The organism is bacterium (genome assembly GCA_026129405.1).
GTDB lineage: Bacteria > Desulfobacterota > Binatia > DP-6 > DP-6 > JAHCID01.
The window spans coordinates 597,463-618,562 of sequence record JAHCID010000001.1 but is presented as its reverse complement, the minus strand read 5'-3'; the positions used below and the strand labels follow the sequence as shown (position 1 = coordinate 618,562).

Sequence of the window (21,100 nt, the reverse complement as noted above, 5' to 3'; positions counted from 1 at the left end):
CATGACGATGATCGCGCCACGTCACGGATGACGACGCCCCGCTCGCCCTACGAGCGCGTCGTCGTCGATACCCGCCCGCTCCGCACGATCCTGCTGGAGCTGGCGGTGCGTCCCGTCGTGCTGCTCGCGATTGCCGGGATGTACTGGTTCATCATCACCCGGCAGCCCCCCGAGGGGCTCTCCGAGGCCGGGCTGCGCTCGCTCGCGGTGTTCGCCGTCTGCCTGTCGCTGTGGGTGACGAGCATGCTGCCGCTGATGATCACGAGCCTGCTCGCGATCATCCTGCTGCCGCTGTCCGGCGTCATGCCCGCGAGCAAGGCCTATGCGCTCTTCGGCAACGAGGCGGTCTTCTTCATCCTGGGCGTGTTCATCCTGGCCGCGTGCCTCACGAAGTCGCGGCTGTCGACGCGGCTCGCGCTCGCGATCCTGAAGCGCTTCGGCCACACGCCGCGGACGCTGCTGGCGTCGATCTACCTCTTGAACGCCTTCATGTCGTTCTTCATGTCCGAGCACGCGGTCGCGGCGATGAACTACCCGATCATCCTCGAGATCGTCACCGTGCTCGGGCTGCAGAAGTACCGCAGCAACTACGCCCGCGCGCTCTTCCTCTCGATGGCCTGGGGTACGACGATCGGCGGCGTCGCCACGCTGCTGGGCGGCGCCCGCGCCCCGCTCGCGCTCGGCATGGTGAAGGAGGCCACCGGCCAGACCTTCACGTTCACCGAGTGGGCGCTCGCCAGCCTGCCGGTGACCTTCGGCATGCTCGTGGTCGGCTGGATCGTCATCGTCCGCTTCTTCCCCATCGACGTGCAGAGCATCCGCGAGGCCGACGAGCTCATCGCCGAGAAGGCGCTCGCGCTCGGCCGGCGCAGCGTCAACGAGACGCTGATCGGACTCGTCATGATCGGCACGCTCGCCGGCTGGATCTTCGGCGGCGAGGAGTTCGGCCTGGGCAACGTCGCCATCGGCGCAGTCGTCGTGCTCTTCGTCCTGAACCTGGTGCGCTGGGAGGACGTCGAGAGCTACGTGAGCTGGGGCATCCTGCTCATGTACGGCGGCGCCATCGCCCTCGGCTCGGCGACCAACAGCTCGGGCGCGGCCAACTGGATCTCGCAGAACACGATCTCCAAGTGGTCCGACAGCGGGCCGGTCGCGGTGGCGATCATCTCGGCGCTCTCGATCGTGCTCACCGAGCTCATGAGCAACTCGGCGGTCGTCGCGATGCTGATGCCGGTGACCCTCGGCGTCGCAACCGACTTCGCGATGGACCCGCGCGTCATGGCGATCGTCGTCGCCGTACCGGCCGGCCTCGGCTTCACCATGCCGATCGGTACGCCGGCCAACGCCATCGCCTACTCGTCCGGCTACCTCAGCATGCGCGACATGATGGTCCCCGGCGCGATCCTCGCCGTCGCCTCGTGGGTGGTCTTCAACGCCGTCGCGTGGCTCTGGTGGCCGGTGCTCGGCCTCTCGCTGGGCCGCTGACGTTGCATCGGCCCGGCGCGGCGGGCACGGCGAGAAGCCGTGACGCCGCTGTGGTACTTCGCCTACGGCAGCAACCTCTGCCGCGCGACCTTCGTCGACCGCCGCGGCATGCAGCCGCTGGCGGCACGGCCCGCGCGCCTCGACGGCTTCCGGCTTACGTTCGACCTGCCCGTCGGGCCGGGCGAGCGCGGCGTCGCGAACCTGCTCGCCGAGGCCGGCGCCTGCGTGTGGGGCGTCTGCTACCAGCTCGCGCCCAACGCCTGCGAGCTGCTCGACCGCAGCGAGGGCGTGCACGTCGGCTACTACGCCCGCGTCCCGGTCGAGACCGTGACGCAGGGCGGCGAGCGGCTCGCGGCCTTCGCCTATCTCGGCGAGCGCCGCGTCGCCGGGCGCAAGCCGTCGGCACGCTACCTCGGCCTTCTCCTCGACGGCGCGCGCGAGCACGGACTGCCCGCGGACTGGATCGCGGCGCTCGAGGCCCTCGAGCTGGCCGTCGACGAGCGCCTCACGACCTGAGGCGGCGGCGTGCCGGCCGGCACGCGCGACATCGGGGTGTCGGCAGACGAGACACCGTGTCGGCGCGCGTGACGGCCCGCACGCGAGCACCGTCCGGTCAGATCATCCCGTGCGTGCTTCAGGCGCTCGCGGCCGCCGCGAGCCGCGGCGACGCGTGGTCGCGGGCTTCAGCGTCGGCGAGCTGGCGGCGTGGGGCGTCGCCGGTGCGCTCGACTCCCACACGACGCTCGAGCTGGTCGCACGCCGCGCCGAGCTGATGGACGCGGCGACCGTCGCCGGCGGAGCCTCCCGGCGCAGGCGCCTGTTGCCTCCGCCGCGGACCGTGGTCTAATGCGCCGCCGTGGATCGCATGCGCGGGGACCGGTCGCTCACCGAGCGGATTCTGAACGTCCTGCGGCCCTATGCGTCGAACTGGACCGGGACCCTCGGTCGCGGCGACCTGGTGATCCCGCAGCGCGAGATCCCCCGCGTCATCCACGAGATCCTCGACGCCCTCGGCGACGAGGGCGCACCGCGCGAGGCCGGCGAGCGCGACGTCTTCGAGGTGCTGATGGCGAGCCAGCGTACGAGCTCCGTGCAGGACCAGGTCGCCGCCCTGCGCAGGCGCTTCCGCATCCTCGCGCGCTGAGCGGCGAGCGTGACCCGCCATCCGCTGCGCGGCGCGGCCGCGATCGTCGGGCTCGGGATCACCCCGCAGGGCAAGGTCTTCGGCACGGGCGCCGTCGGCTTCGGCGTCGACGCCGTGCGGCTCGCGCTGGACGACGCCGGGCTCGAGCGCGGCGACCTCGACGGGTTGCTGGTCAACCCGGGCCTCACCTGGGGCGACCAGAGCATGTGCTCGTTCCAGCTCCAGCAGGCCCTCGGCCTGCGCGACCTGCGCCTCTCGGCGACCATGAACCTCGGCGGCGCGACCGCGTGCGCGATGATCCAGCACGCGACCCAGGCGATCGCCGCCGGGCTGTGCACCACGGTCGCCTGCGTCTTCTCCGATGCGCCGCTGAAGCCGCCGTCCCCCGCCGGCGAGAAGACGTCGTCGGGCGCCGCCTACGGCTTCGCGCGCGGGCTCGAGGCGGCGTACGGCTTCTTCGGCGTCAACGCGATGTACGCGCTGGTCGCGCGCCGGCACATGGAGGTCTACGGCACGACGCAGGACCAGCTGGGCAGCGTCGCCGTCGCGCAGCGGCGCTGGGCCGCGCACAACCCGCTGGCGCAGCTGCGCGACAAGCCGCTCGGGCTTTCCGACTATCGCGCCTCGCGCTGGATCGCCGAGCCGTTCCACCTCTTCGACTGCTGCCTGGTCTCGAACGGCGGCCTCTGCGTGATCGTGACCAGCGCCGAGCGCGCCCGGGCGGCGAGGAAGCCGCCGGTGTGGGTGTGGGGCATGGGGCAGGGGCACCTCGGCGGCGACCCGGCCGAGACGCTCGCCTCTGGCGCCGTCCTGGCCAAGGAGCCGGCCTTCCGCATGGCGGACGTCGCGCTCGCCGACGTCGACGTCGTGGAGCTGTACGACTGCTACACCTTCACCGTGCTGGTCACGCTCGAGGACTACGGCTTCTGCAGGAAGGGCGAGGGCGGCCCGTTCGCCGCCGAGCACCACACCGGCCCCGGCGGGAAGCTGGCGCTCAACACCGGCGGCGGACAGCTGTCGAGCTTCTACATGTGGGGCATGACGCCCGTCTCCGAAGCGGTGATCCAGCTGCGCGGCGAGGGCGGCGCGCGCCAGGCGGCGAAGCACGACGTCGCGCTCGTCTCCGGCAACGGCGGCGTGCTGTCGACGCACTCGACGCTCGTGCTCTCGAGGCTGCCGTCGTGAGCACGCCGGCCGGCCCGCCGATCCCGGCGGTGACGCCCGCGCTGGCGCCGTTCTTCGCGGCCGCGCGCCGGCACGAGCTGGTGGTCCAGCGCTGCGGCGGCTGCGGCGCGCTGCGCTTCCCGGCCCGCGAGGTGTGCAGCCGGTGCCTGTCGCGCCAGGCCGACTGGGTGCCGGTCTCCGGCCGCGGCCGGGTGTGGAGCTTCGTCGTCATGCATCAGGCGGCGCATCCCTGGTTCGGGGCCCGCGTCCCCTATGCGGTCGTCCAGGTCGAGCTCGACGAGGGCGTGCGCATGATCTCGAACCTGAGGGACGTTCCCGCCTCCGAGGTGCGGATCGGCCAGGGCGTCGAAGTGGTCTTCGACGCCGTCGCCGAGGACGTCGTCCTGCCCTGCTTCCGCCCGCGCGCCGGCTAGCAGCCCGGACGCGCCCGGGGCACGGCGGCTCGTCCGGCCATCCGGACCGTTCGTCCCGCCCGGCTCGCCAAGGGAGCTGACGCATAGCAGTGTGGCGGCCTGGAACGGGGTCGGGGTATGTCCCCGGCATGGCCCCGCTCCCACTCGGGATGCCGACCAGCCGTCGCAACAAGATGCTCCTTCTGGTGCTCGGCACCGGGTGCGCGACGGGCATGCATCTCGGCCTGCTGCACTTCGTGCTGTGGCGCTCGTGGACGGCGCCGATCACGTTCGTCCTCGGCAGCCTGGTCTTCGCCGCCGTCACCTACGGGCTCTGGCGCTGGGTGTTCCCGCGCCTAGGCGGCCGCACGCTGCCCGCACAGGTCACGCGGCAGGTGATCGTCGCGTTCGTGATCTTCATCGCGCTCGGCTTCCTCGCCGCGTCGGTGGGCGCATGGCTCCTCGGGGCGCCGTCGCTGTTCGGCATCCCGGCCGGCCCCGAGCACCACATCACCGTCACGCCGGAGCGCCGCCAGCAGCTGGCGCGACTCTACGCGCTGCTGCCGGTGGTGCCGACCGTCCTCATCACGCTGATCGCGTACCACCTCGTCTGGCGCCAGGTCGAAGCGCTCCAGAGCCGCGCCCGCGAGCTCACCGAGCTGGCCGCGACGGCGCAGCTGGCCGCGCTGCGGGCGCAGATCAACCCGCACTTCCTCTTCAACAGCTTGAACTCGATCGCGCAGCTGATCCGCTCCGACCCCGACAAGGCCGAGGCCTGCGTCGAGCGGCTGGCGGAGATGTTCCGCTACATCCTGAATCGCGCCGAGAAGGAGTTCGTCCCGCTGGGCGAAGAGCTCCAGATGACGCGCGCCTACCTCGACATCGAGCGCGCCCGGTTCGACGAGCGCCTGCGCGTGCGCACCACGATCGACCCGAAGAGCCTGCGCCAGATGATCCCGAACCTGATCCTCCAGCCGCTCGTCGAGAACGCGCTGAAGCACGGGCTGTCGCGCAAGGTCGGGGTCGGCACCGTGTCGATCGACGCCCACGTCGACGGCGACACGCTCACGCTCACCGTCGGCGACGACGGCCTCGGCATGTCGGGCCCGATCCTCGACGACGTCTATCACCGCGGCGTCGGCCTCTCGAACCTGCGCCAGCGCCTCGAGCGGCTCTACGGTCCCGCGCATCTGCCGGACATCGAGAGCGCGCCGGGGCGCGGCACGGTCGTGCGACTGCGTCTGCCCGCGGTACCCGCCGAGGCGGCCTGATGACGAGCGCATCGCTGCGTACGCTCGTCGTCGACGACGAGAAGCTCGCTCGCGATCGTCTCACCGGCTTCCTCGCCGAGCTGGGCGACGTCCAGGTGGTCGGCGAGGCGCGCGACGGCCTCGAGGCGGTGCGCATGATCGAGGAGTCGCAGCCCGACCTCGTCTTCCTCGACGTGCAGATGCCGGGCATGGACGGCTTCGAGGTCCTGAAGAACCTGCGCGGCCCGATGCCGCAGGTGGTGTTCTCCACGGCCTACGACGAGTACGCGATCCGCGCCTTCGAGGTCGAGGCGATCGACTACCTGCTGAAGCCGTACGGCCGCCAGCGCGTCGAGGCCGCCGTCGACCGCGTCCGCCAGCGGCGCGCGACCGGCGCACAGGGCCAGGAGCTCGAGTCGATGCTGCGCCGGCTCGCCGACGGCAAGGCCCCCCAGTACGTGACGCAGGTGCCCGTCTACAGCGGACGGCGCATCCTGCTCCTGCCGGTGGAGGAGGTGCGGTGGTTCGGGGTGGAGCACCGGCTGGTCTACGCCCACAACGCGGAGCGCGGGTTCATGACGAACTACACGCTGCGCGAGCTCGAGGAGCGTCTCGACGCGGCCGTGTTCTTCCGGGCGCACAAGGCGAGCCTCGTGAACCTGCAGCACGTGAAGGAGATCGTTCCCTGGTTCGGTGGTCGCTACAAGCTCGTCATGCGCGACCAGGCGAACAGCGAGGTCGCCGTCAGCCGCAGCGCGGCCCGCACCCTGCGCTCCCGCCTCCACTGGTGAAGCCATCGCTGCCCGGCAGCGATCCGCACCCGCTTTGACAGCCTCGCGCCGCCGTTTCTAATCGACCCTCGCCCTTCGGCCCCACATCCATGCCCTCCCTCGTCCTCGAGGCCACCACCAGAAGCCGGTTTCCCCGCATGCTCGGCGCCTTCGGCGTCTCGGCAGTGGTGCACGTCGTCCTCATCCTGCTGCTGATCTTCGACGTGGTCGGGGTGGGCGGCGGCTTCGGCATCGGCATCGGCCCGGGCGTCGGCATCGGCTCCGGCGGCGGCGTGGGTCTGGGGGACAAGGCGCGGCGACAGATCTTCTCGCTCGAGGACCTGCCGGAGCTGGTGCGCCCGAGCGAAGCGAAGCAGGACGACGACGTGAAGGATCTCATCGCCGAGACGCGCAAGCCGGACGCGGTGGTGATCCCGCAGCCCGCGCGGCCGAAGGCGGTGGCGTCCACGGCGGCGAAGAAGACCGGGCCGGTGGTCGCGTTCGCGCGGCCGGCCAAGCCGGTGGGCATGGGCAGCGACCTCGGCTCGCGCTTCGCGTCGAAGGGCTCGGGTACGGGCGGCCTCGGCATGGGCGGCGGCGGAGGCGGCTTCGGCATCTCGCTCGGCACCGCCTTCGGCAAGTACGTCGGCACCCTGCGCAAGGGCGGCCTCGACGTCGCGATCGTGGTCGACGCCTCGGGCTCGATGCAGAACGTCATCGACGATCTGAAGCGCCGTCTCGGTGACATGGCCTTCACGATGCAGCGTCTGGTGCCGTCGGCGCGCATCGGCGCCGTCGTCTACCGTGACAAGGCCGACGACAAGATCGCGACCGCGCCGCGCCAGAGTGAGGACTTCGTCGTCAAGTGGTCGGACCTCACGCTCAACACGAAGAAGGTCCAGAGCTTCCTCGGCGGGATCGTCGCCGAGGGCGGCGGGGACTGGAAGGAAGCAGTACTCGACGGCCTCCAGGCCGCGATGCGCCAGCTCTCGTGGCGGCCCGACGCGAAGAAGGTGATCGTCCTGATCGGCAGCTCGCCGCCGCACGACGAGGACCGCGCCGCCATCGCCTCGCTCGCTTCGGAATGGGTCGCGAAGGGCGGCGTCATCAGCACCGTCGACGTGAGCCAGCGCCTGCACGAGGAGCACGAGAAGAAGCTCCACCGCTGGCTCTACGGCGAGGAGCCCACCGAAATCTCGTCGCTGCCGGACTTCTACGCCGAGGTGAAGCAGAGCTTCGGCCAGATCGCCCGCTCCGGCGGCGGCGACTCGATCGCGCTCGGCGAGGGCGGAGCGCTCATGCGCCACGTGCTGGTCCTCGCCTTCGGCACGCAATGGGAGAAGGACGTGACCCGCGTCGCACGCGGGAAATCCTGAGGAGCATCGATGGATCCGACCACCGTCACCACGCTGGCGTCGCCGACGCCGACCACGCTGCCCGGCGCCGCCCCCGATCTCGGGATGCTCGCGGCACCGGACCCCACGCAGGACCTCGACGTCATCGCCCTGATCCATCAGGGCGCGCTCTCGACCTATCCGCTGCTCCTCTGCTCCATCCTCGTGCTCGCCATCGCGCTCGAGCGGCTCTGGAGCCTGCGCGGCGTCATCGGCTCGACGGCGCGCCTCACCGCGTCGGTGGTGCCGCTGCTCGCGCGCGGCGACTGGAAGGCGGCGCTCGCTTCGGTCGGCGCGCACAACGCCTGCCCGGCGCGCCGCATCTACGGCGACGTGCTCGAGGACGGCAGCGCCATCCCGGTCGACGAGCTCGAGAAGGTGGCCCAGGAGCGCACCTACGAGGAGGTGCAGGGTGCGACGTCGAACCTGTGGATCCTCGGCACCATCGGCTCGGCGGCGCCGTTCATCGGCCTCTTCGGCACGGTGCTCGGCATCATCCGCGCCTTCCACGCGATCGCGCTCGCGGGCACCGGCGGCTTCGCCGTCGTCGCCAGCGGCATCTCCGAAGCGCTCATCGCGACCGCGCTCGGGCTCGCCGTCGGCATCATCGCGGTGGTGCTCTACAACTACTTCATGGCGCGCGTGGACCGCATCGAAGCGGCGCTGCGCATCGGCAGCGGCCGGGTGATCGAGGCGGTGGTCGCCGGCCGGAGGGCCAATGGCGTTCAGTAGCCCCGCCGCCGGCGGCGGCCGCCGGCGCATCATGGCGGAGATCAACGTCACGCCGCTGACGGACGTCTTCCTCGTCCTGCTCATCATCTTCATGATCACCACCTCGGCGATGATGAAGCCGGCCGACGTCGAGCTGCCGGAGACCGCGCAGGAGGAGCAGGAGACGAAGGGCGTCATGGTGACGATGACGCCGTCGCGCGAGATCTACGTGAACGACCGTCCCGTGCCCGGCGACGACGCCGCGCTCGCGGCGGTATTGAAGGACTCGCTCGCGCGCTCGTCGGAGAAGGTCGTGATCCTCGCCGGCGACCGCGAGGTCGTGCTCGGCGAGGTCGTGCGCGTCCTCGGTCTCGCCAAGGAGGCGGGCGCGAGCGGCTTCGCCCTGGCCTCGGAGTGACGCGCCTCGGGACGGCGTGGCGGCGCGCCGCCCCGGCGCTGGCCGCGGCCCTGCTGCTGGCGGTCGCCGCACCGGCGCGGGCGCAGGACGTACCCGGGCTCGAGGCCCGTGCGCGGCGCTTCTACGACCAGCTCGAGAAAGGCCAGAAGGACGCCGCCGCGGCGGCGTTCCCGGACCTCGAGCGCGACCTCGCCGCCGCCAAGCAGAAGCTCGAGGACGAGCTCAACCGCCAGCGCGACGCCGTCGTCGAGCGCGACGGCGACATCGAGCAGCTCTTCGAGAGCCAGGCCTACCGCGACGCCGAGGTGCAGGGCCTCGTCGTCGGCTACCACCTCGCGTGGGTACGCTATCAGGGCGCCAACCTCGTCGCCGACCCGAAGCGCAAGCGGTCGCTGCTGACGAAGTCGGTCGAGAGCTTCGAGCCCTACACGAGCGGCGAGGTGCCGCCCGACATCCAGGCCGAGGCGACCTACGGCCGCGGCCTCGCCTACCTCGACCTCGGCGACTGGGCGAAGGCGCGCGCCGACCTGCGCGAGGCCGCAGGCATGCCGCGCACGGCGCAGAAGGCGAAGGTCGCGCTCGCCGAGGTCGACCGCCGTGCCGCCGGCGGCAAGGAAGCATCGAGCGAGCCGCCGCCGCCCGACCCGAACGACCCCGAGGTGCTCGCGGGCAAGCTCGCCGACTGGCTGCCGAAGGCGCCGAACGACGCCTCCCTGCAGAAGGACGCGTTCGATCTCGCACGTGGCCTCGCCGCCCGCGGCGGGCCGTGGCCCGACCGCATCGGTGGTCTCGTCGCCGAGAAGCTCGGCAACGGCGCGCCCGCCGGCATCCGCTCGAGCTGGGGCCTCTACCTCGCCGCGCAGCTCGCGCTCGATCGGGGACGCTGCGGCGACCTCGCCCCGCTCGTCGCCGCCAGCGCCGCCGCGCAGGACGCGGGCCGCGCCAGGTGGCGTCCCGAGATCCTCTACATGCAGGCCGGGTGCAGCCTGAACGCGGGCCGGGCGAGCGAGGCCGTCGAGACCTTCGCCGTGCTCGTGCGCGAGTACCCCGACAGCCCGCGCGCCCGCGAGGCCGCGTACTACCGCTTCCGCGCCCTCGACGTCGCGCGCCAGGGAAAGCCCGCGCTCGACGCCGAGTTCCAGCAGGCGCTCGAGACCTACCTCGCCGGCAAGCCGAGCGCCGACGGTGCCGCCGAGGCGCGCTGGCTCCTCGGCGACCTCTACCGGGCGAAGGGCGACTGCGCCCGCGCCGCCGCCGAGTGGACGAAGGTCGCCGGCGGCGCCTACGCGTCGAAAGCGCGCATGGGCGTCCTCGAGTGCAAGGTCGGCGCGCTCTCGCCGAAGACGACGCAGGAGGAGCGGGCCGCGATCGTCGCCGGCTTCCGCGAGATCGTGAAGACCACACCGGCCAAGGGCGCCGACGAGGACATGGTCGCGCGCGCGGCCCTGATGGGCGCGCTGGTCGCCGCCGCCTCGACGCCCCCGGACGACGCCGCGGTCGTCGAGCTGCTGGGCGGCTTCGAGGAGAAGTACCCGAACGCGAAGGAGCTCTACCCGCGCGTGCACGGTGCACGGCTCGAGTCCCGCGTCGCCACGGGCAAGCTCGACGGTGCCGACGCCGACCTCGCCGCCTGGCTCACCACCGACGGCGACAAGACGAAGACGCTGCGCCGCCTCGGCAAAGACCTCTCGCAGCGCGCGCAGACGGCGACCGGCGCCGAGAAGACGCAGGCGCAAGCGCTCGCGCGCCGCGTCTACGAGGCGCTCGCGCAGGCGAGCGGCGCGCCGGCCGACAAGATCCTCGTCGCCGACCTCGAGCTGCGCGGCGGCGACCCGGCCGCGGCGCGCAAGCTCTACGACGAGATCCTGATCGCCGATCCCACCTCGTCCGAGGCGCTGCGCGGCGCCGCCAAGGCGGCGGCCGAAGCGGGCGACCGCAACGGCGCACTCGCCTACTGGCGGCGCGTCCTCGACGCGGCGCCGGTCGGCGGCACCGGCTGGTACGAGGCGCGCATCGCCCAGGTCGGGCTGCTGCGCGACGGCGGCATGCTCGCCGAGGCCTGCCAGGTGCTGCGCTCGTCACGCGGTCGCGCCAGCAGCGCGGGCGGCGATCAGCTCGCCGCCCGGCTCCAGGCGATGGCGCCCGAGGTCTGCCAGTAGCGCGTCACACGAGCTGCACGGGCCGTCGCCGCGGCACGGGACGCCGGCACGGCGGCGGCGGTTGCGCGCCGCGCGCGACCCGGGCGACAACCTCCCGCACGACCACCCGCAGCCGGACGACCCGATGACGGTGCGCCTCCCCTTCGACCTCACCGACCTCGACAACTTCGCGGACGGCTTCCCGCACCGCCTCTTCGCCGTCCACCGCCGCGAGGCGCCCGTCTACTGGCACGAGCCGACGGCGCACACGCCCGACGGCGAGGGCTTCTGGTCGGTGGCGACGCACGCCGAGGCGCTCGCCGTCCTGCGCGACCCGCACACCTACTCCTCGGAGCGCGGCGGCGAGCGGCTCGCGGGCGGCACGCTCCTTCAGGATCTGCCGATCGCCGGCCTCGTCCTCAACATGATGGACGGCCCGCGCCACGCCCGCATCCGCCGCCTGGTCTCGACCGGGCTCACGCCGCGCACGGTGCAGCGCCTCGAGGACGACCTGCGCCGCCGCACCCGCCGCCTCCTCGCCCGCATCGACGACGGCGCGCCGTTCGACCTCCTCGTCGACGTCGCCGCCGAGCTGCCGATGCAGGCGATCTGCATGCTGCTCGGCGTGCCCGAAGAAGACCGGCACGCGCTCGTTCGCTGCGTCGAGCACGTCTTCGATCACCGCGCCGGCCGCGAGGCGTTCGACACCTCGCCCGAGGCGCAGGCGGCGCACGCGTGGATGTTCGACTACGGCAGCCGGCTGATCGCCGAGAAGCGCGCGCGCCCGGCCGACGACATGCTGTCGGTGGTCGCGAACGCGACGCTGCCGGACGAGGACCCGCCGGCGCTGTCCGACCAGGAGCTCTACGCGTTCTTCAACCTGCTCTTCGCCGCCGGCTCGGACACGACCCGCAACGCCGTCGCGGGCGGCGTCCATGCCCTGGTCGAGAGCCCGGACGAGCTGGCGGTGCTGCGCGCCGACCCGGGCGCGCTCGCGACCGCGGTCGAGGAGATGCTGCGCTGGACGACGCCGTCGCCGTCCAAGCGGCGCACGGCGACGCGCGACACCACGCTCGCCGGCCACGCCATCCGGCCCGGCGACAAGGTGCTCTTCTGGGAAGGCTCGGCGAACCGCGACGAGCGCGCCTTTCGCGATCCGATGCGCTTCGACGTGCGCCGCGACCCGAACCCGCACCTCGGCTTCGGCCAGGGCGTCCACTTCTGCCTCGGCGCGAACCTCGCCCGCCTCGAGCTGCGCGTCGTCGTCTCCGAGCTGGTCGCCGCGTTCGCGCGCTGGGAAGCGGCAGGCCCGGTCGAATGGACGCGCAGCAACCGCCACACCGGCATCCGCCATCTGCCGATGCGGATGTGGCGCGCGGCTCACTCCACGCGCACGTAGAAGCCGTCGGTCTCGCCGGTCTCGACGTCCTCGACCGCCACCTGCGCGTCCCGCCACGCACCGGGCGGGTAGACGAGGTAGCGCACCTCGGTGCGTCCGCCCGGCACGACGACGCGGCCGTCGAGCAGCGCGCCGCGCACCTGTGGGCCGCCGCCGCCGGCGGCGATCGCGCCGTCGCGCGCGGCGCCGGCGAGCGGGTGGCCCTCGGTGCCGTCGGCGGTGAGGAGGGTGATGCGCGCGCCGGTGACGGCGACCTCGCGGTCGGTGCCGTTGCGGACGGTGACACGGATCAACGTCTGGTCGCCGCTGATCGCCGCCCCGCCGAGGTCGAGCCCCGCCTTCTGGGAGCCGATGCGCTCCAGCAGCAGCTGGAGCCCGGTCTCGGCCTGCGGGGTTTCGACGTCCGGCCGCTGCACGAGCGACTTGAAGCTGTAGCCGAAGCCGCGGCTGAACTCGAAGCTGGGCGCGACGCCGCCTTCGACCGGCTGCAGGGTCACGCCCCCCGGGTCGCAGTTGATGCGCACGTTGCCCTCGGCGGTGGTGCCGTCCGGGTTCGTCTTCACCCCGCGCAGCGACCCGGGGCGCTTGACGCTCGGCTCGACGACGCCGGTCACCGTGTAGCCCATGGTCGTGAGCGTGCGGTACGCGACCCGCGTCGCGCGGGCGCAGTCGAGGTCGGGGCGCCGGATCGCATACTGGGTCGGCGCCGGACACCCGGCGAGCAGGACGAGCAGCAGCGGCAGTGCCCGGCGCATGGCTCGCCGTGCTAGCGTCTCGCCGCGCGAGCGTCCACCACGGTGGACCGACCGGTCGCCATCCGCCATGATCCCCGCCTGCATGCGTCCCCAGGTGCACGTCGTCAGCCACGGTCCCCACTGTCTCGACGGCGTCACCGCCGCGGTCGCGGTCGCGCGCTACTACGGCGACCGGGCCGACGTGTTCCCGCACTTCGCCGCCAACAGCGAGGTCGACGCCGTCCTCCAGGGCCTCGCCATCGCCCCCGGCACGCCCGCCGAGCTGTGGATCACCGACATCTCCTGGCGCGAGGCGAGGACCGACGCCCATCTCCGCGACCTCGTCGCCCAAGGCGTCCGCCTCTACTGGATCGACCACCACCGCACCGCGCTCGAGCGCTTCGGCGCCGGCAAGGTCGACGTGCCGTTCACCGGCAAGGTGCTGAGCGAGGACTTCGCCGCCTCACGACTCACCTACGAGTATCTGACCGAGCGCCTGCACGGCGAGCGTCGCGCCGAGCGTCGCTTCGACGAGTTCGCCCCGGTGGTGGCGATGGCCGACGACAACGACCGCTGGCTGCACCGGGTGCCCGGCTCGCGCGAGCTGGCCTGGGTGGTGCGCGCGCTCGGCCCCGACGCGTACGACGACTTCCTCGCCCTCGACGCCGCCGTCACCTACACGCCGCGCATGCAGGCGGCGCGGGACCGCGTCGGCGAGGAGATCGCGCGCAGCTTCCGCGTCGCCGAGGCGAGCCGCATCGAGAAGCGGATCGGCGACGTCACGCTCGTCGCCGCGGTCTGCGACGGCCACCCGAGCGAGATCGGCGACGCGTGGGGCAAGCGCACGCCGGGCGCCGTCTTCGCGCTCTACGACGCGAAGAGCCTGTCGGTGAGCTTCCGCCGCTCGCCCGACTGCGACGTCGACCTGTCGCACGTCGCACGCGACCTCGGCGGCGGCGGTCACGCGGCGGCGGCGGGATGCGAGCTGCCGGAGCTGCGTGCGCTGCTCGCGGGCCTGATCCTCGAGCGCGTCGCCGGCACGCTGCCGCAATCGTGAGACGCCGAAGCGCGCGGCGGCTCACGTTCCACGCGTCGCACGGATCGCGGAGACACCCGTCCCAGTGGGAGCACGACGATGGTCGCAGTCGGTTCGCGATGATCGTCGCGCGGTTGGTTCGGTGGTCGCCGAGGGCCGCGAGTCGTTCGGAACGGCAGTGCTTTAGCGAATGCGTCGTGCCCGGTCAAGAAGAAATCTACGGTACGAGCGCAAATCCGCGTCGCGCGAACGACACGCGCGACGACGCGCGATGGATCGCGTGTTGCAGGCGAGCCGGTGCGGTGCCAGAAGCGGAGCATGACGAGGCGGCTGCGCGTCGGGGTGGTGTACGGGGGTCGGTCCGGCGAGCACGAGGTCTCGCTGCGCTCGGCATGGACGGTGATCGGCGCGCTCGATCCCGCGCGCTACGAGGTCGTGCCGATCGGCATCGGCAAGGACGGCCGCTGGCGCACCGGCCTCGAGAGCCTGCGGCTGCTCGAGGAAGCGCAGCGCGATCTGCGCCCGCTCCCCGACTACGGGATCGAGGTGCTCGTGCCGACCGATCCGACGCGCGGGGCGCTCGTTCCGCTGACGGGCGGGCCTGCCGGGCCGGGGCTCGACGTCGTCTTTCCGGTTCTGCACGGCACGTACGGCGAGGACGGCACGATCCAGGGGCTGCTCGAGCTGGCCGGCCTGCCGTACGTCGGCGCCGGCGTCGCGGCTTCGGCCGTGGGCATGGACAAGGCGCTGATGAAGGCCGTGTTCCGCGACGCCGGGCTGCCGGTCTGTCGCTCGCTGGTCGTGCACCCCCGGCACGAGCCCGCCGAGACGATCGCCGAGCGCGTGCTCGACGAGCTCGGCTTTCCCTGCTTCGTGAAGCCCGCCAATCTCGGCTCGTCGGTCGGCGTCCACAAGGTGAGCAGCGCCGACGGCCTCGCCGCGGCGCTCGAAGATGCGGCGGCATACGATCCCAAGGTGATGGTCGAGGAGGCGGTGTCGGCGCGCGAGCTCGAGGTCGCGGTGCTCGGCAACGCCGACGCCGAGGCGTCGGTCGTTGGCGAGATCCTCCCGTCGCACGAGTTCTACGACTACGTCGACAAGTACGTCGACGCCGGTGCCCGCCCGGTCATTCCCGCCGCCGTCCCGCCGGAGGTGAGCGAAGCGATGCGGGTGCTGGCGATCCGCGCCTTCCGCGCCATCGACTGCGCCGGCCTCGCCCGCGTCGACTTCTTTCTCGAGCAGGGCACCGGCCGCATCCTCGTCAACGAGATCAACACGATGCCGGGGTTCACCGCGACGAGCATGTACCCCGGCATGTGGGCCGCGAGCGGCGTGCCGATGCCGCAGCTCGTCGACCGCCTGATCGCGCTGGCGCTCGCCCGCCACGCCGAGCGCGCCCAGCGACGGCTCTCGTTCGCGCTGCCGTCGGCCGCCGCGACGGATCAGCGCAGCGCGACGACGACCGGCCGGTAGCCGCTGCGCTTCAGGTTGGTGGCGAGCCGGGTCGCGCGGCCCTTGTCGGCGAAGGCGCCGACCTGGAGCGCCTTGCCGACGACGCGGGCGTGATAGCCGCGCTTGGCGAGCTTCGTGCGCGCATCGAGGGCGCCGTTGCGGCTCCCGAACGGGCCCAGCTGGACCGTGAAACGCGCCGGGCCGGCGAGATGGCGCGGCAGCTCCTCGATGTCGCCCTCGTCCTCGGCGGGCGCCTTGCGACGGACGGCGAGCTGCGGAACCGGCTTCTTCGGGCCGGGTGCCGCGCGTACCTGCGCCGGCCGCGCGGGCTTCTTCGCCTGCAGCACCGGCGTCTCGGGCTCCGGCGGCCCACCGGGACCGAGGCCGATCTCGACCAGCGCCCGCGCGTCGCCCCAGAGATCCGTCGAACCGAGCAGCGCGATGACGATCTCGCGCTCGCCGTTGCGGGCCGCACCGACGAAGCAGCGCTTCGCCGGCCGCGTGTACCCGGTCTTGCCGATCACCTGGTACGACCAACCGGAGAGCAGCCGGTTGTGCGAGCGGACGGCGATCGTGAAGCGCTTGGTGGCGTCGACGGGCAGATCGGCCGCCGGCGTGGCGAGGATCGAGCGGAAGAGCGGGATCGTGAGCCCGTGGCGGAAGATGCGGGTGAGATCGCGCACGGTCGAGACGTGCCCGGGCGCGGTCAGGCCGTGCGGATTCGCGAAGTTCGAGCGCGTCGCGCCGAGGGCGCGGGCGCGCGCGTTCATCCGGGAGGAGAAAGCCGCCTGCGACCCCGACACGCCCTCGGCGACGACGACCGAGGCGTCGTTCGCCGACTTGAGCAGGACCGCGTAGAGCAGATCCTGGATCACCATCCGCTGCCCCGGACGCAGGCCGATCTTCGAGGGCGCGGTCGAGGCGGCGAACTCGCTCACCCGGACCGAGTCGCCGAGCCGGCCGCTCTCGATGGCGACGATCGCGGTGAGCACCTTCGTCGTACTCGCGGGCGGCAGGGCCTCGTCCGGATTGCGCTCGAAGAGCACCTCGCCCGTGTTCGCGTCGACGACGAGAGCGGCGCGAGCCTTGACGCGGGACGCCGCCGCGAACGCCGCAGGCGCCCACGTCGGCGCCATGACGACGACCGCCAGGACGAGCAGCAGGCTCGCCCGCACACCACCACGCATCACCACCACCTCCCGCGAAACCCAGCGGAGACGATCATGCCACGCAGCGTCGCGGGCGCTCAAGTCGGGACCTCCAGACCGCACCACGCGTCGCCGTCGTGCCGGGCCACCAGCAGCCCGACGTTGGGAACGACGCGCGACGGTCCCCACCTGCCGGTCACGTGGCGGACGAGCGCCAGCATCACGGCGCCGTGGCTCACCACCACGACGTCGTGCCCGTCGGCCGCGGCGGCGGCGGCGACGCGGTCGAGCGCCGCGCCGGCGCGCGCCACGACCTCGACGAGGGTTTCGCCGCCGGGCGGTCGCCAGTCCCAGTAGCAGGCCGGATCGAACCCCGGTCGCGGCGTCGCATAGGGCAGGCCGGCGAGCGCGCCGTAGCTGCGCTCGCGGAGGTCGTCCTCGACGTGCACCGTCCGCAGGGCGAGCTCCTCGGCCAGGATGTGGGCGGTCTGGCGCGCGCGCAGGTAGGGACTCGACACCACCCGCGCCGGCGCGAACGCGCGCAGCCGCGCGGCGGCGGCATGCGCCTGCATCCGCCCTTCGGGCGTGATCGGGATCTCCGGATGCGGCGTGAAGCACGCCGCTCGGTTCCCTTCGCTCTCCGCGTGGCGGACCAGCAGCACGCGTCCCACCCGCTCAGGCCTCGGCGTTGATGCGGTCGATCAGCTTGCGGCGCAGGCCGAACGCCGAGCGCCGCGCCTCGAACACCAGCCGCGGCAACGCGTTCAGCTCGGGCTCGGTCTCGCGCTCGTCGTCGAGCGCCTCGCACTGCTCGATCGTGCCCGACGCGACCAGCGGCGCGAACTCCTCGGCCAGGCGGCGGACGACCTCCGGCGCGAGCGGATGGTTCAGCCGGATCACCCACTTCGAGCCGACGTAGCGCGACGAGTGGTACAGCCGATAGAAGCCGGTGATCTCCTCGACCGCCTCGTCGACGTCGGTCGTCACCTTGAAGAGGGCCAGGTCGTCGGGACTGATGAGCCCCTTGCGCAAGAGGTGCTCGTCGACGTAGCGCTGCCACGTCTTCCAGTAGGTGCCGCGCGGGGCGTCGACGAAGACGATCGGCATGGGATGGCTCTTGCCGGTCTGCGCGAGCGTCAGCGCCTCGTAGCCCTCGTCGTGGGTGCCGAAGCCGCCGGGGAAGAGCACGAGCGCGTCGGCCTCCTTGATGAACATCAGCTTGCGCGTGAAGAAGTAGCGGAAGGTGACCAGCTTCGGGTCGTTCGAGATGAACTCGTTCGCGCCCTGCTCGAACGGCAGCCGGATGTTGAAGCCGAAGCTGCGCTCGCGTCCAGCTCCCTCCTGGCAGGCGCGCATGATGCCGTTGCCGCCGCCGGTGATGATCATGTAGCCGCGCTCGGCGATGCGGCGCGAGAACTCGGCCGCGGTGCGGTAGGTCGGCGTCCCGGGCGGCGTGCGCGCCGAGCCGAAGGCGCTCACCTTACGCACCCCGCGGTAGGGCGCGCTGACGCCGAGCGCATAGCGCAGCTCGCGCAGGGCGGCGTTGACGAGCTTCAGGTCGCCGAGGCTGGTGCGGTCGCGCAGGAGCTTGAGGCTCGTCTCGACCATCTCCCGCACCAGCGTCTCCTCGCGCGACAGCGCCTCGTCGCGCTGGATGCGGGGCAGGAGGTCCGGCAGCACCGAGCGGCGGCGGCGCTCGCGCGGCGCGCGGGCTGGAGCGGGCTTCGGGGGCATCCGGGCGTCATACTGCCCCGAAGGGGAACGGGTTGCGAGGCGACCCGGCCGGCCCCTATCCTCCGCGCGTGTCGTCCCCACGTGCGCTGCTCCGGACCATCCGGGACGAGCTGCGGCAACGCTTCCTCGAGCGCGACGCCCTCGTCGACGGCGCGCTCGTAGCCCTCCTCGCCGGCCAGCACGTCCTCGTCATCGGCCCCCCCGGAACCGCCAAGTCGATGCTCGCCGACGAGGTCTGCCGCCGGCTCGACGACGCCCGCTACTTCCAGTGGCTCCTCACCCGCTTCACGACGCCCGAGGAGCTGTTCGGGGCCGTCAGCCTGCGCGCCCTCGAGGCCGACGACTACCGCCGGCTCACCACGCAGAAGCTGCCCGAGGCCCACGTCGCCTTTCTCGACGAGGTGTTCAAGGCGAGCTCGTCGATCCTCAACACGATCCTCTCGGTGATGAACGAGCGCCGCTTCCACAACGGGCGCGAGGTGACGGACGTCCCGCTGCTGACGCTGTTCGGCGCCGCCAACGAGCTGCCCGAGGACGACGAGCTGCTGGCGCTGCACGACCGCTTCCTGCTCCGCTTCCAGGTCGACTACCTGCGCGAGGACTTCCGTTTCCTGAAGCTCCTCCAGGCCAAGCCGAGCGACGTACGCACGACGATCCCGCTCGCGACGCTCGAGGCGGCGCGCGCGGAGGTCACGGCGCTCGCGGTGCCGGGCGCCGTGCTGCGCGCCGTCGCCGACCTGCGCCGCGCGCTCGCCGACAAGGGCGTCGTGGCCTCCGACCGCCGCTGGGCGCAGTCGATCGGCGTCCTGCGCGCGCACGCCTGGCTGGCCGGGCGCGACGCGATCGTCGAGGGCGACCTCGCGTTCCTCGAGCACGTCCTGTGGCGCGATCCCGCCGAGCAGCCGGTCGTGCGCGACGCCGTCCGCGAGCTGATCCACGGCTGGGAGGACGAGGTGCGGGTGCTCGTCTACCAGGCGCGCGAGCTGCGCGACTACGCGTTCCGCGACTGGGAGCATCCCGAGCAGCGCAGCCGCGCGACCGTCGAAGCGCACACCAAGCTGCGCCAGATCGCGCAGCAGGTCGACGACCTCCTCGAGGGCGCGCGCCGCGGCGGCCGCGCCACGGCGACGGCCGAGGCGCTGCGCCAGGAGATCCTCGACATCCAACAGGAGATGCTGGTCCGGCTCTGATGGCACGCGCCGTCCTCATCCCGCCCGACGTCCACGCCTGGGTCGAGAGCGACAGCTTCGACCGCAGCGCGTTCGCGACGCTCGCCGCCGAGGCGCCGTCGTTGCGCGCGCTGCTCGAGGCCGGTGCGGCGCTGCTGCCGCACTTCCGCGCGCTCGTCGCCGACGTCTTCTGCCTGCTCTACAAGCTCGAGCCGCGCACGCGCGCCGCCGACGAGGTGGGGCCGTCGGCGGCGCTGAACGGCGTCCTCCTGGGCGGCCTGCGCGAGCACCCGCTCTTCGCGCCGCTGCGCGCCGAGACGCAGCTCGACGAGACCCGCGCCGGGCTCGCGACGGTGCTCCTCGGCGAGGAGCTGCTGGCGCTGCTGCGTGCCGAGCGCCTGCTGCCGCGCGGCGACATGGTCGACCTGTGGGATCTCGCCCGCAAGGAGGCAGAGGTACGGCGGCGCGCCCAGGAGCACGAGAGCCTCGGCGACACCGAGGCGAGCGAGGCGACGCGCGCCGTCGCCGAGCGCGCGACGCAGCAGGCCGCCGCGCAGCTGCGCCAGAAGGCGTCGCTCGTGACCGAGCGTTTGGGCGAGATGCCGGCGCGCGCACGCCAGGTCCTCGGCACCGCTGCCGGGGGCCTGCGGCGCGAGATCGCCGAGGCCGGACAGGAGGCGCACGGCTGGAGCACCGGCCTCGGCGCGGGCGGACGCTCGTCGCCGGGACGCGCGCTCGAGCTGGGACGCCGGCTCGCGCGCAGCCCGAAGCTGCGCCGGCTCGCGGCGCTCGTCGGCCGCATGCGCGCGCAGGCGATGGCGCTCCGCCGCCGCTCGCTCGAGCGGCCGAGCGAGGAGGTACACGCGGTCGGGCTGTCGGGCGAGCTGGATCGCCTCCTGCCGCCGGAGCTGCTCGCGCTGCGCCATCCGCTCCTGCGCCGCGACTTCGCACGCCGGCTCGTCGAGGGACGCCTCCAGGCCTATCGGCTGCGCGGCGTCGACGAGCGCGGACGCGGGCCGATGATCGTGCTCCTCGACGGCTCGGCCTCGATGGCCGGCGAGAAGGAGCTGTGGGCGAAGGCCGTGGCGCTGACGCTGCTCGAGATTGCGCGCCGCCAGCGTCGCCTGTTCCGCTTCGTCTGCTTCTCGTCGAAGGACGTGCCGCTGTGGACGCTCGATCTCAACCCGCGCGACCACCACGCCGTGCGCGCGGACCGCGCGCTCGACGTCGCCGAGTACTTCCCGGGCGGCGGCACCGACTTCGAGGCGCCGCTCGACGCGGCCGTCGAGACGCTGTCGCAGGCGCGCTACCGGCGCGGCGACGTCGTGCTCATCACCGACGGCGAGTGCCAGGTGGCTCCGCAGTGGCGCGAGCGCTTCCTGCGCGCGAAGCTGCGCCTCGACTTCTCGCTGTACGCGGTGCTGATCGACGTCGGCTCGAGCTCGCTCGACGCGCTCGGCGCGCTCGCCGACCGCGTCACCCGCGTCTCGCAGCTCTCCGAGGGCGCGGCCCGCGACCTCTTCCTCGCGGTGCGATGAGCG

Annotated in this window: 21 protein-coding genes; 17 read left to right on the top strand and 4 right to left on the bottom strand. The window is 72.8% G+C overall.

The genetic code is table 11. The features are described from left to right. Positions 1-27 precede the first annotated feature (27 nt). The 13 genes from KIT14_02840 to KIT14_02780 all read left to right on the top strand — a co-directional run bounded on the left by KIT14_02840 (position 28) and on the right by KIT14_02780 (position 12,286). Positions 28-1,485 carry a DASS family sodium-coupled anion symporter gene (locus KIT14_02840; GenBank protein ID MCW5889467.1) on the top strand — a complete coding sequence of 486 codons (1,458 nt, stop codon included), beginning with the start codon at positions 28-30 and terminating at the stop codon, positions 1,483-1,485. Positions 1,486-1,524: 39 nt separating this feature from the next. Then, the gene (locus KIT14_02835) at positions 1,525-2,001 is read left to right on the top strand and encodes a gamma-glutamylcyclotransferase (GenBank protein MCW5889466.1); all 477 of its coding nucleotides are present in this window, start codon (positions 1,525-1,527) and stop codon (positions 1,999-2,001) included. A 154-nt stretch (positions 2,002-2,155) separates the two neighbouring features. Beyond that, a complete protein-coding gene (locus tag KIT14_02830) occupies positions 2,156-2,332 on the top strand; it encodes a hypothetical protein (GenBank protein MCW5889465.1) in 177 nt (58 codons plus the stop codon). Between the two features lie 9 nt (positions 2,333-2,341). Then, on the top strand, positions 2,342-2,629 hold the full coding sequence (locus KIT14_02825) for a hypothetical protein (protein ID MCW5889464.1): 288 nt from the start codon (positions 2,342-2,344) through the stop codon (positions 2,627-2,629). A gap of 24 nt (positions 2,630-2,653) precedes the next feature. Continuing rightward, positions 2,654-3,814, top strand: a complete 1,161-nt coding sequence (locus KIT14_02820) for a thiolase family protein (protein MCW5889463.1) — start codon at positions 2,654-2,656, stop codon at positions 3,812-3,814. Beyond that, entirely contained in the window at positions 3,811-4,227 is a 417-nt protein-coding gene (locus KIT14_02815) for an OB-fold domain-containing protein (protein ID MCW5889462.1), read from the top strand. Before KIT14_02820 ends, KIT14_02815 begins: the two co-directional genes overlap by 4 nt. Before the next feature lie 128 nt (positions 4,228-4,355). Then, positions 4,356-5,477: a sensor histidine kinase gene (locus KIT14_02810; protein MCW5889461.1), complete on the top strand. Its 1,122-nt coding sequence runs from the start codon at positions 4,356-4,358 to the stop codon at positions 5,475-5,477. Further along, positions 5,477-6,247, top strand: coding sequence for a response regulator (locus KIT14_02805; protein MCW5889460.1), 771 nt, complete (start codon positions 5,477-5,479; stop codon positions 6,245-6,247). Before KIT14_02810 ends, KIT14_02805 begins: the two co-directional genes overlap by 1 nt. 89 nt (positions 6,248-6,336) lie before the next feature. Then, positions 6,337-7,602 (top strand): VWA domain-containing protein, encoded by a 1,266-nt coding sequence (locus tag KIT14_02800; protein MCW5889459.1) that lies wholly within the window; start codon positions 6,337-6,339, stop codon positions 7,600-7,602. Positions 7,603-7,611: 9 nt separating this feature from the next. Next, positions 7,612-8,352, top strand: coding sequence for a MotA/TolQ/ExbB proton channel family protein (locus tag KIT14_02795; GenBank protein MCW5889458.1), 741 nt, complete (start codon positions 7,612-7,614; stop codon positions 8,350-8,352). Then, positions 8,339-8,749, top strand: a complete 411-nt coding sequence (locus KIT14_02790; GenBank protein MCW5889457.1) for a biopolymer transporter ExbD — start codon at positions 8,339-8,341, stop codon at positions 8,747-8,749. Before KIT14_02795 ends, KIT14_02790 begins: the two co-directional genes overlap by 14 nt. Continuing rightward, positions 8,746-10,908: a hypothetical protein gene (locus tag KIT14_02785; GenBank protein MCW5889456.1), complete on the top strand. Its 2,163-nt coding sequence runs from the start codon at positions 8,746-8,748 to the stop codon at positions 10,906-10,908. Before KIT14_02790 ends, KIT14_02785 begins: the two co-directional genes overlap by 4 nt. Positions 10,909-11,032: 124 nt before the next feature. Beyond that, positions 11,033-12,286 carry a cytochrome P450 gene (locus KIT14_02780; GenBank protein ID MCW5889455.1) on the top strand — a complete coding sequence of 418 codons (1,254 nt, stop codon included), beginning with the start codon at positions 11,033-11,035 and terminating at the stop codon, positions 12,284-12,286. Here the strand turns inward: KIT14_02780 and KIT14_02775 are convergent. Beyond that, entirely contained in the window at positions 12,268-13,041 is a 774-nt protein-coding gene (locus KIT14_02775) for a hypothetical protein (protein ID MCW5889454.1), read from the bottom strand. The two genes, KIT14_02780 and KIT14_02775, sit on opposite strands and share 19 nt — an antisense overlap. Before the next feature lie 67 nt (positions 13,042-13,108). Between KIT14_02775 and KIT14_02770 the strand changes: the two genes are divergently transcribed. Together KIT14_02770 and KIT14_02765 are read left to right on the top strand one after the other, a co-directional pair. Next, on the top strand, positions 13,109-14,077 hold the full coding sequence (locus KIT14_02770) for a hypothetical protein (protein MCW5889453.1): 969 nt from the start codon (positions 13,109-13,111) through the stop codon (positions 14,075-14,077). Positions 14,078-14,374: 297 nt separating this feature from the next. Continuing rightward, positions 14,375-15,529, top strand: coding sequence for a D-alanine--D-alanine ligase (locus KIT14_02765; GenBank protein MCW5889452.1), 1,155 nt, complete (start codon positions 14,375-14,377; stop codon positions 15,527-15,529). On the opposite strand, the gene KIT14_02760 is transcribed toward KIT14_02765, so the two are convergent. From KIT14_02760 to KIT14_02750, 3 genes are read right to left on the bottom strand one after another with little or no spacing between them, the layout of a single operon-like run. Beyond that, positions 15,499-16,695 carry a D-alanyl-D-alanine carboxypeptidase gene (locus KIT14_02760; protein MCW5889451.1) on the bottom strand — a complete coding sequence of 399 codons (1,197 nt, stop codon included), beginning with the start codon at positions 16,693-16,695 and terminating at the stop codon, positions 15,499-15,501. The two genes, KIT14_02765 and KIT14_02760, sit on opposite strands and share 31 nt — an antisense overlap. Positions 16,696-16,754: 59 nt before the next feature. Further along, the gene (locus KIT14_02755; GenBank protein MCW5889450.1) at positions 16,755-17,318 is read right to left on the bottom strand and encodes a histidine phosphatase family protein; all 564 of its coding nucleotides are present in this window, start codon (positions 17,316-17,318) and stop codon (positions 16,755-16,757) included. A 13-nt stretch (positions 17,319-17,331) separates the two neighbouring features. Further along, positions 17,332-18,390: a TIGR00730 family Rossman fold protein gene (locus KIT14_02750; GenBank protein MCW5889449.1), complete on the bottom strand. Its 1,059-nt coding sequence runs from the start codon at positions 18,388-18,390 to the stop codon at positions 17,332-17,334. A 68-nt stretch (positions 18,391-18,458) separates the two neighbouring features. Between KIT14_02750 and KIT14_02745 the strand changes: the two genes are divergently transcribed. Together KIT14_02745 and KIT14_02740 are read left to right on the top strand one after the other, a co-directional pair. Beyond that, positions 18,459-19,580, top strand: a complete 1,122-nt coding sequence (locus KIT14_02745; GenBank protein ID MCW5889448.1) for an AAA family ATPase — start codon at positions 18,459-18,461, stop codon at positions 19,578-19,580. Continuing rightward, positions 19,580-21,097: a VWA domain-containing protein gene (locus KIT14_02740; protein MCW5889447.1), complete on the top strand. Its 1,518-nt coding sequence runs from the start codon at positions 19,580-19,582 to the stop codon at positions 21,095-21,097. Before KIT14_02745 ends, KIT14_02740 begins: the two co-directional genes overlap by 1 nt. Positions 21,098-21,100: the final 3 nt, after the last annotated feature.

What these genes read in the sequence shown, in the direction of transcription:
- KIT14_02840 (MCW5889467.1), top strand. Translation starts at nt 28, where the DNA reads ATGACGACGCCCCGCTCGCCCTACGAGCGCGTCGTCGTCGATACCCGC.
- KIT14_02810 (MCW5889461.1), top strand. Translation starts at nt 4,356, where the DNA reads ATGGCCCCGCTCCCACTCGGGATGCCGACCAGCCGTCGCAACAAGATG.
- KIT14_02805 (MCW5889460.1), top strand. Translation starts at nt 5,477, where the DNA reads ATGACGAGCGCATCGCTGCGTACGCTCGTCGTCGACGACGAGAAGCTC.
- KIT14_02800 (MCW5889459.1), top strand. Translation starts at nt 6,337, where the DNA reads ATGCCCTCCCTCGTCCTCGAGGCCACCACCAGAAGCCGGTTTCCCCGC.
- KIT14_02795 (MCW5889458.1), top strand. Translation starts at nt 7,612, where the DNA reads ATGGATCCGACCACCGTCACCACGCTGGCGTCGCCGACGCCGACCACG.
- KIT14_02790 (MCW5889457.1), top strand. Translation starts at nt 8,339, where the DNA reads ATGGCGTTCAGTAGCCCCGCCGCCGGCGGCGGCCGCCGGCGCATCATG.
- KIT14_02780 (MCW5889455.1), top strand. Translation starts at nt 11,033, where the DNA reads ATGACGGTGCGCCTCCCCTTCGACCTCACCGACCTCGACAACTTCGCG.
- KIT14_02775 (MCW5889454.1), bottom strand. Translation starts at nt 13,041, where the DNA reads ATGCGCCGGGCACTGCCGCTGCTGCTCGTCCTGCTCGCCGGGTGTCCG.
- KIT14_02770 (MCW5889453.1), top strand. Translation starts at nt 13,109, where the DNA reads ATGATCCCCGCCTGCATGCGTCCCCAGGTGCACGTCGTCAGCCACGGT.
- KIT14_02765 (MCW5889452.1), top strand. Translation starts at nt 14,375, where the DNA reads ATGACGAGGCGGCTGCGCGTCGGGGTGGTGTACGGGGGTCGGTCCGGC.
- KIT14_02760 (MCW5889451.1), bottom strand. Translation starts at nt 16,695, where the DNA reads ATGCGTGGTGGTGTGCGGGCGAGCCTGCTGCTCGTCCTGGCGGTCGTC.
- KIT14_02750 (MCW5889449.1), bottom strand. Translation starts at nt 18,390, where the DNA reads ATGCCCCCGAAGCCCGCTCCAGCCCGCGCGCCGCGCGAGCGCCGCCGC.
- KIT14_02740 (MCW5889447.1), top strand. Translation starts at nt 19,580, where the DNA reads ATGGCACGCGCCGTCCTCATCCCGCCCGACGTCCACGCCTGGGTCGAG.